Source organism: Rhodococcus sp. IC4_135, assembly GCF_011602025.1.
GTDB classification, from domain to species: Bacteria; Actinomycetota; Actinomycetes; order Mycobacteriales; family Mycobacteriaceae; genus Rhodococcus_F; species Rhodococcus_F baikonurensis.
In genome coordinates this window covers 126,597-138,938 of sequence record NZ_JAAOLG010000011.1, presented here as the reverse complement: position 1 = coordinate 138,938, position 12,342 = coordinate 126,597, and the positions used below count along the sequence as shown (strand labels likewise).

Here is a 12,342-nt window from a genome sequence, read left to right as displayed (position 1 = left end):
GGGCAACATGCTGCTACAAGTGGGGCTATTCGGCAGCGCGGCGAGAAATCGGGCGCTCGGTGTACTCTTCTCGACAGACGCAACGTGCGACGGTTTGGGTTCTTGGGCCCTCGGCTGGTAATCTTGCCAGTCGGTGCATCAGTGCGCCCACAGCTTTCTCGACCGTAACCAGCTAAAGACGACAAGGATTTTACGCGTGGCCAACATCAAGTCCCAGGTGAAGCGAATCCGTACCAACGAGGCGGCCCGACTCCGTAACCAGTCGGTGAAGTCCTCGCTGCGTACCGCGATCCGTTCATTCCGCGAGGCTGCGGCAGCCGGTGACAAGGACAAGGCCAACGAGCTCCTCGTCTCCACCAGCCGCAAGCTCGACAAGGCAGCCAGCAAGGGCGTCATTCACGCCAACCAGGCTGCCAACAAGAAGTCTGCACTCTCGCAGGCTGCCAACAAGCTCTGACGTTTCCACTGTGACGGTTCGCCGTCATATTGGTTCGTCTCGATAGCCGCCAGGTCGAAAGACCAGGCGGCTATTTTGCGTGTCCGATCGGGCCGACGCGGAACGCCCCGGCTACCGGACGGCCGACGCCACGGTCGCAGAACTAGTGCCGGCCGCCGGCACACCGGGACATCGAGCCCTCAGTTCTTCCGCAGTGCACACACTTTGCGCACTGCCATCTCCAGGGCGAAGGACGAGTCGACTGCGGCGCCCTTCACGTCGGCATTGAGAGCGGCGACGATCTGCATCGCAGCGCCGATCGACGTGGGATCCCAACCGCCGACTTCCTTGATCGCCTTCTTGACCTTCCACGGCGGCATCCCGAGATCCGACGCCAACCGGAACGGGTCACCGCCCCGTGCAAACGGGCCAACCTTCGCGATGGTGTGAACTGCATCAGCGAGGGCATCCGCGAGGAGAACGTGCGCCGTTCCGATCTGATCAGCCCACCGCAGGGCCTCGAGCGCACCCCGGGTATCGCCGACGATGACCTTGTCGGCCACATCGAATCCGGAAACCTCGGCCTTGCCCGAGTAGTACTTGTGGACCGCAGCGACGTCGATCTTGCCGCCGGTATCTGCCGCCAATTGTGAGCAGGCCGACGCAAGTTCGCGGAGGTTGGAGCCGACGCTTTCGATCATCGCGGCGATCGCATCGGGCGCGACCCTGACGTCTGCGGTCCGAAACTCACCGCGGACGAAGTCGACAAGCTGACTCTTGTTCAGTTTTCCGCAGGCATGAACCGTCGCGCCGAGCTTCTCCAGCGCCGGCGCCAACGCCTTCGCACGGCCACCACCCGAGTGCACGACGATCAGAACGACGCCTTCCGCAGGCTCGCGTGCCGCTTCGAGGACAAGAGCTACGGCATCTTTGCCTGCCTCCGCCGCCGATTCCAGGACGATCACACGGTCTTCGGCAAAAAGAGAAGGGCTGAGCAGCTCAGCCAACTCCGGCGCATTGGTGTCTCCGGCACGCATCTTGGTGACCGGGAGATCGGAAATACCCTGGCCGCGGTCACCGCGGACAGCTCTGATGAGCAGCGATACCGTGCGGTCGATCAGGAACTCGTCGTCCCCGAGAACAAGATGCAGCGGATCGACTCCAGACGGATTACTCACCCGAAGATGGTCCCACGAGGAACCGACACGATCGACACAGACCCGCCGCCCCCGCCGTACACGGCGACGGTGCCGTCGACGTCGGTCCGAACCACCGCCCCGCCCAACGAATCCAGTTCGTCGAGAACCTCGGTGTTCGGGTGCACGAAACTGTTGCCTGCGCCGACGCTGATCATCGTCAACCTCGGACGCACCGCTTCCAGAAATGCCGACGACGTGGTCCGGGAACCGTGATGGGGCAGCTTCAACACATCGGCCTTCACGTCCGTTCCCGATCGGAGAATGGCCTCCTCCCCCGCAACTTCGGCGTCTCCCGTCAACAGGATTCGACCAGCGTCCGTGTGTGCCATCACCACCAGCGACTGATCGTTGGCGGCGTCCGCGCCGTCCCTCGCATCGCGGGGAGCCGGAACCAACGGACCGAGAACCTCCACGTTCACCGATCCCAACGTCAACTCGGTACCTGCACGCAACGAGACAACCGGAACGGCCTGCGATTCGGCGGCATCCTTCACTGCCCGAAAACCTGACTCCGGCAACAACATCGACCCGACTCCGACCGCAGCGACCGAACGCCCAGCCAGGACCGCTTCCAATCCTCCGATGTGATCGGCATGAAAATGACTGATCATCAGCAAAGCGATGTCGTTGACGTCCACCATGTTCAGGCAACGATCCATCGACGTGGGATCAGGGCCGACATCGATCACGATCACCCTGCCGTCTCCGGTCGAGAGCACAAGACCGTCCCCTTGGCCTACGTCGCACATCACCAGTACCCACCCCGGCGCAATGCGGCTGCCGCCGAACACGTGCTGAAAGATCAGGGCTAGAACGACTGCCAACACGAGGACACCGACCACCCACCTCGAAATCCGATTCCACAGCGTCAAGGCCGCGGCCAGTAAGACGCCCACGACGACCAGAGCGCCGATGAGCCCCGACGGCACCACCACCGACGCTCCGGGAAGAGCCCCCGCCCGCTCGGACACGTACAGCAGCCACCCCATCGGCGGCCGGACCAGTGGCGCGACGAACACCGCGATCGGTGGACAGATCAGCGCGCACAGTGCAATCACCGCCCCGAATACCGTGATAAGTCCGATCACGGGCGCCACCGCCATGTTCGCTGCAATCGTGACCACGCTGAAGGTTCCCGCCATGGCGCCCACCAGTGGAGCAGTCACGACAAACGCAGCACTCGAGACAGCTGTCATCTCCGAAAACCAACGGGGCCAACCCCGTCGGCGAAGCACGTCCACCCACACCGGAGCGATGATCACCAGCGCGCCCGTGGCAGTAGTCGACAACGCAAACCCCCAGTCGACGGCAAGCTCGGGCATCACGACAACCAGAACGATGACGGCTACGGCAAGAGCAGGCAGCGCCTGTTTCCGTCGACCGGTGACCAGACTGAGCAGGCCGATCAGACCCATCACCGAGGCACGCAGCACACTCGGCGACGGCCTCGCGACGACAACAAACGCAACGAGAGCCACCAGCGCCAAAGCGGCGCCGACCCGCGGGCTCAGTGCCGCCGCTCTGACCAACAGCAGAACGGCCCCCAGCAGAATGCTGATGTTGGCGCCGGAGACCGCAGTGAGGTGGGAAAGCCCGGCAACAGTGAAGTTGTCCTTCACCACCGGCGACAGCGACGACGTGTCTCCGACGACCAGGCCAGGCAGCAGACCTGCCTGATCCGGCGGGAGCGCAGCCGAGCACGCAGCGGCGAAACGAGTACGCACCACACTCGCCCATCGCTGGTACCAGGGCGCTTCTCCCACCGCGACGGGAGGCCCTTCGGACGTGATGACGGCGAGTGTGGAATCGCTGCGCCATGGGTTACTCGCCCGGCCGCGAACCGTGAGGCTCTGCCCTGGAACAACGTCGAGCCACGACGAACTGGGCGCCCGGATCGTGACCAATCCGCCTCCGGAGTACCTGTGATTCCGGGCAGTCACCGAATTGACGGTTGCCCTGAAGAAGACCTGACCTTGACCCACTGCGCCAGAGACCACGTGCGGATCCTCAGTTGGTTCCACGTCGACACTCACCCAGGCTCCTTCGAGGGCAGCTCGGGCCAGTGGGTGACTCTCCCCCTCGAACGCCCGCCATCCGCTGACGACACCGCACCCGGCACCGAACAGTAGTGCCACCAACATGATTCGCACCCACCCCGTAGATGTCCGGCGCACGACCACGACAGCCAGGATTGCCGCTGGAACCGCGCACGCCACCGCCAGTACCCACGCGGCGACCGCGCCGAACAGGATCCCCACCGCGCTACTTCCCCACGCGGCGACGGCCGACAGAAGCAGTCGAGCGTCGAGAACGGGCCGGACCTCCGATTCGTTCACACCGACACCAGCACTCGCAGCTTCGCCAACCTTGCCGGGCCGATCCCGTCGACTTCCCCCAATTGTTCTACGTCCGTGAATTTCCCGTTGGACGTACGCCAGGAAATGATCGCCGCCGCTGTTACCGGCCCTACGCCGGGAAGCCCGTCCAGTTCGGCTTCGGTGGCGGTGTTGAGGTTCACCAGCCCAGCCCCGCCGGATTCCCCCGCAGCGGCGGGGCTGGTCCCTCCCGCAGTGGTACTCGAACTCGCTGAAACACCACCGGACTGATCGGCCGCACCCACCACGATCTGATCACCATCGGCAAGCTTCTGAGCCAGGTTCAGGCCTACCGTCTCCGCTCCGTCGAGCACTCCACCTGCCGCAGCGAGCGCGTCCGCGATGCGCGAGCCCGAATGCAGGTTGACAAGCCCAGGCGTGCGCACGAGTCCGACGACACTGACCACCAGAGCCTCGGGCGACTGCTCCGCTACGACGGCGGTCGGTACGGGACCGGCTGATTCACCATCGTCGACAGTGACACTCTGCTCCGTGACATTCTGGGCCGTCACATTCTGGGGCGAGGGCAACGGTGGGACCGCCTGCAAACTCGGAGAGTCCCACCACACGGTGAACAAGCCGATAGCCGTGGCCAGTGCTGCGACGATCGCCAACACCCAAGTCGCCGATCGGCTCGGGCGCCAACGCGTTCCGCGCCAGCGCTCGGGCAGGCGATCGAACCTGGACGAGTCAGGCGGAACTTCGTATTCGTCCTCGTCGAAGTCCTGGAGCCACTCGGGGGACCTCCCGAAAGACACTGAATCCTCGAAGTCGTCGACGGCTTGTCGCTGCCTGTAGTTTTCGTCCATCGCCGCGAGGCGATCACGCGCCCGCTCGCGCTCCTCGCTGATCCTCATGACTGCACGCTAACGAGGGACCATGCCACCGAAGACGATGAATTTCGACCTGTGGAGAACTCGGGGATTGTGGAGAACCGATCAGGTGTTCGCGTCGATCTCCGGCAACGGGCACACCACAACACCGATCGCGCCGACACCGACGTGCGCTCCGATAACCGCGCTGAAGTCGGTAACCACGGATTCCGCTACATCGGGAATGCGCTCGGCCAACTGTTCCGCTATCCCGTCGGCACGCTCTCGCGCTCGCATGTGATGCACGGCTATCGCCACGCGGCCGAGACCGGCGCGTTCGACTGCCGAATCCACCAAGCGTGCAAGAGCTTTGGTGGTGGTACGTGTTTTCTCGCCGAGCACCAGTTTGCCGTCCACCAGATGCAGGATCGGCTTCATCGCCAATGCAGTACCCAGCAACGCAGCGGCGGTTCCGATTCGTCCGCCCCTACGCAATTGATCAAGTTTGTCGACGACGATGTAGCAGCGCCCACGGCTCGCTACGTCGACCGCCCGGCCGTATGCCTCTTCGAGTGACGCGCCCTTCTCGGCGAGACGTGCAGCTTCGAGAGCGGGATAGCCCAAACCCATTCCGGCGGACTGTGAATCGACGATGCGGACGGCGCCACCGAATTCCTGGGCTGCGACTCGTCCGGCTTCCCACGTTCCCGAGAGTTGTCGTGAAATGTGAACGGCGAGGACGCCGTCGCCGTCGCTCAGTTTCAGGGCGCGTGCATATGCCTCGGACAACTCGGCGGGTGACGCTCCGGCCGTTGTCACTCCCGACAGGTCGTTCGGCATTGCGTCGACGCCCTCTCGCAAGTCGCAGCCGTCACGGAGTACATGGAGCGGAACCACCTGAATGCCACATGCGTCGGCCGACTCCTGCGGGATGCAGGCGGAGGAATCCGTGACGACGACGACCGGCATTCTGCTACCCGACTTCGCTCGGCGGTGATACCAGTTCCGGCGAAACCGTTTTCTGCGACTCGACCCCGCGAATCGCAGCGATCATCGCGCGGGCTACACCGACGTGACCGTCCCAACCCCAGTGAATTCCGTCGGGATTACCGTTCTCGGAAAAGACGTTGTCTCGCACTGCATCCGCGAGATCGACTACGGGAACGTCTTTCTCCGTAGCCCACTCGGTGATCGCGGACACCGCGGCCGGCCGTCCGGCATGCACGCTGGCGTAGGCATCACTGCGGTGCACCGACGGCAGGGTCGCGATCATCGGCAGTTCGGGCCGCATGTACTCCAACGCATTTCGCGAGCTTTCCAGATACTCGACGCTCAGCTTGGGCGGAAGCGCGACCGGGCGGCCCAGTGGTGCAAGCCGTGGCTGCAGCCACTGATAACCCTCGCGCACCACGCGTCGAAGCGCGGGTGGCCGAACGTAGCGAATGGTCTCGCGGAGCGCGGTAGGCAGCGGAGACGGTAGCGAGTCCATACCGCCGACCGCGAACACGACGGCGCCGGCCCGCGGCACCGCCGCCCACACACGAGGATCCTGAGTCAGTGCCCACCACGCGTCGCGGCACGTCCAGCCGATACGGGCGACCAGCTCGACGTCCCAGCCGAGTTCGTCGGCCACGATGTTGGGCCAGATCCGTGGGTGGTCTGCCGCGAGGCCGCCTTTGGGGCCGAAATACGACAGCGAATCCGCGAGTACGAGGAGGACGGGGCGCTGCCCGTCGGCACTTTCAGAGGACGTCATTTGCGACACTCGCAGAAGCATTCCATACGTCGAGTCGCCACTCGATCGACTTGACGTCACCATGTCCGCTGAGTTGCACCCAACTGGTGTTTCCCAATCCGCCGAGGACGGCCCAGCGATCTATGGGCAGGTCGAGCAATGCCGCCGTCAGAGCCGCGATCAAGCCTCCGTGCGCCACCAGAACCACGGGCCGCTCGGCCCAGTCCGGGTGCGTCTCGAGCAATTCGTGAACGACAGGAAGACTGCGATGTGCAACGTCGATTCGGCTTTCGCCACCGGGCGGCGCCAACGTGGCATCCGCCCGCCAGGCAGATCGCACACCGGGACTGCGCTCGTCGACGTCGTGATGAGTCAGGCCTTGCCATTCGCCCAGGTGTGTCTCACGCAGACGCGTGTCGGTGAGGACCGGAAGTCCGGCGGCGTCACCGACAGCGACGGCTGTGAAATACGCGCGACGCAGATCCGAGGACACGATCGTCAACGGTCTGCGATCGGCGATCACCGGACCTGCACTCTTGGCCTGCGTGCGTCCCAACTCCGACAGATCGGTGTCGAGTTGCCCCTGCATCCGAGAGTCGGCGTTGTATTCGGTCTGTCCGTGACGCAGCAGGATGAGCCGGCGGACAGGGTTCGACGCCGCACTGGGCGCCGACGAAGTCACAGCGAGGGATCCTGCGCGTCCGGCTCGGAAACCGTGTCGGTCTCGAACACCGTGTTGGCGTCGGCGGGGCCGGGACGGTTCTGTCCGAGGCCTTCGACCTCGACCGTCGGGCAGTCCTTCCACAGTCGATCGAGAGCGTAGAAGTTGCGCTCCTCGTCGTGCTGGACGTGGACGACGATGTCGGCGTAGTCGAGCAGTGCCCAGCGTCCCTCGCGGGTGCCTTCGCGGCGGACAGGCTTGTGTCCCGCTTCGCGGAGTCGGTCTTCGATGTTCTCGACAATCGAGTTGACCTGACGCTCGTTGGTCGCAGATGCGATCACGAAGCAGTCCGTGATGACCAACTGTTCGGACACATCGAGCACCACCACTTCGGTGGCCAGCTTCTCGTCGGCTGCCAAGGCCGCGATGCGTGCCATGTCGATGGCTTCGGTGTTTGCGCTCACTCGATGTTCTCCAGTTTCGTCTTCAGAAAGTACTTGTTGTTCTCGGCTAGCTCGAGTCGGTTGCGCCCGGGACGGCTTCCGACTTCCCCGGTGCAGGCTCCGACATCGTTGTAGCTCCGTCGCGGCGCTCCGCGTCGACAGGTCGATACAGGTTCCGCTTCGAGATGTACTGCACCACTCCGTCCGGCACCAGGTACCAGACGGGGCGGTCTTCACTTGCCCGACGACGACATTCGGTCGACGAAATGGCAAGTGCCGGAATCTCTATCAACGTGACCGCGTCGGCGGGCATGGTGTCGAGGTGACCGGCCAGGTGTTCTGCATTGAGATCGAAACCCGGTCGCGATACCCCGACGAACTTCGCCAATGCGAACAACTCTTCCCAATCTTGCCAGGAAAGGATGCTGGCCAGCGCATCGGCACCGGTGATGAAGAAGAGTTCGGCGTCAGGATGGTAGGCCCGGAGGTCTCGCAGGGTGTCCACGGTGTACGTGACTTTTTCACGGTCGACGTCGACCCGAGAGACGGAAAACCGCGGGTTGGAGGCGGTGGCGATGACCGTCATGAGGTATCGGTCCTCGGCGGGACTGACGCCTCTCCCCTGCTTCTGCCAGGGCCGTCCGGTGGGGACGAAGATCACTTCGTCGAGTCCGAACCGGTCGGCGACCTCACTGGCCGCAACGAGGTGGCCATGGTGAATGGGGTCGAAGGTGCCACCCATCACTCCGAGGCGTCGAGCACGTTCCACCGATAGTCCCTTCTGCACGAGTGTCGAGCTTACGGGTCAGACCGGCAGCAGTCTGGACACGACGTCGGCGAGCTGCTGGGCCGAGCGGCACTCGTGCATGCTGATGACCTCGTTGTAGACCTTCGCCGCGGAGTCACCCGTTCCCCATTGCCCCTTCGGCTCGGGGTTGAGCCAGTGCGCGTGCTTGGCTACCGCAACCATCTGCGACAGCGACTGGAGGTTGGGGTCGCAGTAATTGTTGCGACCGTCGCCGAGTACCAGCAGCGACGTACGGCTGGTGATGGACTGCGCGAACTTCTCCTGGAACACCCCGAATGCGTGTCCGTAGTCGGAGTGGCCGTCGTAGGTGATCAGTTCGGCCTCACGCACCATGCGTGACATCGCGGATCCGAGGTCGGCGTTCGAGTCGAAGAACCGCGTGACCTCGTCGGTCGTGTCGATGAACGCGAATACCCGCACTCGCGAGAACTGCTCACGCAACGCATTGACGAGCAGGAGGGTGAAGTGGCTGAACCCCGCTACCGAACCCGACACGTCACACATCACCACAAGTTCCGGCCGCGCTCGCTTCGGCTTGCGCTGCACCAGATCGATCGGCACTCCACCCGTCGACATGGACTTGCGCAGCGTGCGACGCAGGTCGATCGAACCCGCGCGGGAGCGGCTACGACGCACAGCGAGTCGACTGGCCAGCAGACGAGCCAGGGGTGCGACGTTCTTCTGCAGCGTGGTGAGTTCTGCGTCGGAGGCCCGCAGGAAGTCGACTTCCTCGGCGAGTTTCGGAACGCCGTACGTGGCGACGCGTTCCTTACCCAGATTCTCGGCTGTGCGTCGACGCGTTTCCTTCTCGACCATCTTGCGGAAGTCCGCTATGCGCTGCGCTGCCGTGCGCTTGGCGACCTCGGACTGATAGTCGGAATTGTCCTTGCCCTCGGACCCGGCGCCTTCCTGGTTGCCGAGTAGACCTTGCAGGATCTTGTTGAGCAACGTCTCCGGGGCGACGTCGCGCAGCGCCTGATAGGCGGAGAACGACGGGCCGTTACTCGACTGGTACTGCCCGAGTTCCTCGACCATGGCGGCGGTCAGGAGTTCGGTCATCTCCATCGCCTCGTCGCTGCCGTCCGTCAACAGTTCCGCGATCAACTCGCGCAATGCCTGCAGGTCGATCGAGCCATCGGGCTTGCGCGGCAGTGTGACGTCGACATCGCCGACCGCACGGTCACCGATCGCCTTGGGAAACCACAGGTCGAAGACGGCGTCGAACGTCGCCCGGTGGGTAGGTCGACGCAGGAGCGAGCACGCCAGCCCTTCACGAAGAGCCTCACGATCGAGCAGGTCGAGAACGGACATGACCTGACCGGCGTCGACGGTCTCGGACGGGCCGACCATGATTCCGCGGCGTCGCAGAGCCTCGACAAAATCGACGAGGTGACCGGGAATCCCGTGCGGCGCTGCCAGGCCGCCAGGCGAGAGCGGCGACGTCGATCCTGCGGGAGCCATGTCAGACCTCAGTTCAGCCGAAGTTCAGCGGCGGCACGCACCTGGTCCGACTGGTGCTTGAGGATCACGCCGAGCGTGGCGCGAACGGCATCGTCGTCGAGAGTGTCCATGCCCAGAGCAAGAAGGGTGCGTCCCCAGTCGATGGTCTCGGACACCGAAGGGACCTTCTTGAGCTGCATTCCGCGAAGAACACGAATGGTGTTCACCAGCTGCTCGGCAATCGCTTCAGGAAGCTCCGGCACCCGGCTTGCGAGAATGCGACGCTCGAGGTCCGCGTCCGGGAAATCGAGATGCAGGAAGAGGCAACGACGCTTCAGAGCCTCCGAGAGTTCGCGAGTGGCATTCGACGTCAACACCGTGAACGGCTTGCGGGTGGCGGTGATAGTTCCGAGCTCGGGGATCGTGACCGCGAAGTCGCTGAGCACTTCGAGGAGCAGACCTTCGATCTCGACGTCGGCCTTGTCCGTCTCGTCGATCAACAACACCGTCGGGTCCTCGCGGCGAATGGCCTTGAGCAGTGGACGTGCGAGCAGGAACTCCTCCGAGAAGACATCCGCCTTCGTCGAGTCCCAGCTGTGGTCGACTGCGACATCACCCCTCGCTCCGCTCGCCCCTCCGGACTGAATCCGAAGAATCTGCTTCGCGTGATTCCACTCGTACAGCGCACGAGCCTCGTCGACGCCCTCGTAGCACTGCAGGCGCACCAACTCGGCGCCTGTCGTCTGGGCTACCGCGCGCGCCAACTCGGTCTTACCGACACCGGCCGGTCCCTCGATGAGCAGGGGCTTGCCCAGTCGGTCGGCAAGGAACACTGCCGTTGCAGTGCCCTTGTCGGACAGGTAACCCGTCTCGGCCAAACGCTCGATCACGTCGTCGACGCTCGAGAAGAACGGTGTTGTATCGGGAAGAGCTCGGTCCACGGTTAACTCCTAAAAAGGGTGGGGCAAGTCTGGTGAACTTTTCAGGCGGGTCGGGTGTGCCCGTCGCCCCAGACGATCCACTTGGTGGACGTCAGTTCCGGCAACCCCATAGGGCCACGCGCATGCAGTTTCTGGGTGGAGATGCCGATCTCGGCGCCGAACCCGAATTGCTCACCGTCGGTGAAGGCAGTCGACGCATTGACCATCACTGCCGCGGCGTCGACGCGAGCGGTGAACTCACGGGCAGCCGAGAGATCGGAAGTCACGATGGCTTCGGTGTGGCCGGTCCCGTATTGGTCGATGTGCTCGACCGCAGCGTCCAGGTTCTCGACGACCTTGAGCGCGACGTCGAGCGTGAGGTACTCCTTCGACCAGTCGTCCTCGGTGGCCGGGACGAGTCCCGGCAGATCGCCGTGCACGACGACGTCGTGCATCTGAAGCGCTTGCAGCAACTTCGGCACGGCCGTCTCGGCGATGGCGGCGTCGACCAGCACCGTCTCCGCGGTGTTGCACACGCTGGGCCGACGAGTCTTGGAGTTGAGAAGAATCTTCTCGGCCATGAGCAGATCGGCGGCCGAGTGAACATAGACGTGACAGTTACCGACACCGGTCTCGATGGTGGGAACGGTGGCATCGCGAACGACGGCGCTGATCAAGCCGGCGCCGCCTCGTGGGATGACGACGTCGACGAGGCCACGGGCCTGAATCAAATGAGTGACCGTGGAGCGATCCGCACTTGGCAGAAGTTGAACGGAGTCCTCGGGCAGTCCCTGAGCGACCAGCGACGCACGCAGGGCCGCCACCAACGCTTCGTTGGACTTGACCGCCGAAGACGAACCACGAAGCAGCGCAGCATTTCCCGACTTGAGTGTCAGACCGAACGCGTCCACGGTCACGTTGGGTCGAGCCTCGTAGACCATTCCGACGACGCCGAGCGGAACACGCTGCTGGCGCAGCTCCAGACCGTTCGGCAGAGTGGAGCCGCGAAGAACTTCGCCGATCGGATCGGGTAGTCCGGCAACCTGGCGCAAACCTGACGCGATGCCCTCGATGCGGTCAGCGGTCAGCCGTAGACGGTCGAGCAGTGATTCCTCGGTACCGCCCGCCTTCGCGGTGTCGATATCGAGAGCATTGGCCGCGAGAATCCGATCACTCGCCGCGAGTACTGCGTCGGCTGCGGCGTGGAGCGCGGCATCCTTCTGTGCCGTGGTCAGCAGAGCCAGGACGCGCGACGCCTTGCGGGCTCGGCGTGCGGCGTCGTGCACGACGGTCTTGGTGTCGGACGCGTTCGAGTCGACGGTTTCTGCGTCGGAAGTCACAGCGGTCATGAATACACATTAACCACCCACCGTGGCGGCCTGCTCGGCGGAACGAGGCTGTGACCACCCGAGAGCATTGCGGCGGACCGCCGAGGAGCATTGCGGCGGACCGCCGAGGAACATTTCGCCGCACCGCCGGGGAACAATTCCGGCGCGCGACACTGTTGCACCCA

At 64.0% G+C, this 12,342-nt stretch carries 12 protein-coding genes; 1 reads left to right on the top strand and 11 read right to left on the bottom strand.

Features of this window, described 5'->3' with window-relative positions; translation table 11 throughout:
- Nucleotides 1-196 precede the first annotated feature (196 nt).
- Nucleotides 197-457, top strand: a complete 261-nt coding sequence (gene rpsT / locus G8767_RS20460; protein ID WP_003944567.1) for a 30S ribosomal protein S20 — start codon at nucleotides 197-199, stop codon at nucleotides 455-457.
- A 179-nt stretch (nucleotides 458-636) separates the two neighbouring features.
- On the opposite strand, the gene holA is transcribed toward rpsT, so the two are convergent.
- The 11 genes from holA to G8767_RS20405 all read right to left on the bottom strand — a co-directional run bounded on the left by holA (nucleotide 637) and on the right by G8767_RS20405 (nucleotide 12,178).
- Nucleotides 637-1,614 (bottom strand): DNA polymerase III subunit delta, encoded by a 978-nt coding sequence (holA, locus tag G8767_RS20455; protein WP_166811454.1) that lies wholly within the window; start codon nucleotides 1,612-1,614, stop codon nucleotides 637-639.
- A complete protein-coding gene (locus G8767_RS20450; RefSeq protein WP_166811452.1) occupies nucleotides 1,611-3,971 on the bottom strand; it encodes a ComEC/Rec2 family competence protein in 2,361 nt (786 codons plus the stop codon). The genes holA and G8767_RS20450 overlap by 4 nt, the downstream gene beginning before the upstream one ends.
- Nucleotides 3,968-4,867 (bottom strand): ComEA family DNA-binding protein, encoded by a 900-nt coding sequence (locus G8767_RS20445; RefSeq protein WP_166811450.1) that lies wholly within the window; start codon nucleotides 4,865-4,867, stop codon nucleotides 3,968-3,970. The genes G8767_RS20450 and G8767_RS20445 overlap by 4 nt, the downstream gene beginning before the upstream one ends.
- 81 nt (nucleotides 4,868-4,948) lie before the next feature.
- Nucleotides 4,949-5,791, bottom strand: a complete 843-nt coding sequence (locus tag G8767_RS20440) for a DegV family protein (RefSeq protein ID WP_124569245.1) — start codon at nucleotides 5,789-5,791, stop codon at nucleotides 4,949-4,951.
- A gap of 4 nt (nucleotides 5,792-5,795) precedes the next feature.
- Entirely contained in the window at nucleotides 5,796-6,578 is a 783-nt protein-coding gene (octT, locus tag G8767_RS20435; protein ID WP_064689237.1) for a diglucosylglycerate octanoyltransferase, read from the bottom strand.
- Nucleotides 6,565-7,239: a histidine phosphatase family protein gene (locus G8767_RS20430; RefSeq protein ID WP_166811448.1), complete on the bottom strand. Its 675-nt coding sequence runs from the start codon at nucleotides 7,237-7,239 to the stop codon at nucleotides 6,565-6,567. The genes octT and G8767_RS20430 overlap by 14 nt, the downstream gene beginning before the upstream one ends.
- Nucleotides 7,236-7,682 carry a ribosome silencing factor gene (gene rsfS, locus G8767_RS20425; protein WP_003944502.1) on the bottom strand — a complete coding sequence of 149 codons (447 nt, stop codon included), beginning with the start codon at nucleotides 7,680-7,682 and terminating at the stop codon, nucleotides 7,236-7,238. Before rsfS ends, G8767_RS20430 begins: the two co-directional genes overlap by 4 nt.
- Before the next feature lie 46 nt (nucleotides 7,683-7,728).
- Entirely contained in the window at nucleotides 7,729-8,448 is a 720-nt protein-coding gene (gene nadD / locus G8767_RS20420) for a nicotinate-nucleotide adenylyltransferase (protein ID WP_095969742.1), read from the bottom strand.
- Between the two features lie 18 nt (nucleotides 8,449-8,466).
- On the bottom strand, nucleotides 8,467-9,930 hold the full coding sequence (locus tag G8767_RS20415) for a VWA domain-containing protein (RefSeq protein ID WP_166811446.1): 1,464 nt from the start codon (nucleotides 9,928-9,930) through the stop codon (nucleotides 8,467-8,469).
- An 8-nt stretch (nucleotides 9,931-9,938) separates the two neighbouring features.
- A complete protein-coding gene (locus G8767_RS20410; protein ID WP_019749056.1) occupies nucleotides 9,939-10,850 on the bottom strand; it encodes a MoxR family ATPase in 912 nt (303 codons plus the stop codon).
- 41 nt (nucleotides 10,851-10,891) lie between these two features.
- On the bottom strand, nucleotides 10,892-12,178 hold the full coding sequence (locus G8767_RS20405; protein WP_166811444.1) for a glutamate-5-semialdehyde dehydrogenase: 1,287 nt from the start codon (nucleotides 12,176-12,178) through the stop codon (nucleotides 10,892-10,894).
- Nucleotides 12,179-12,342: the final 164 nt, after the last annotated feature.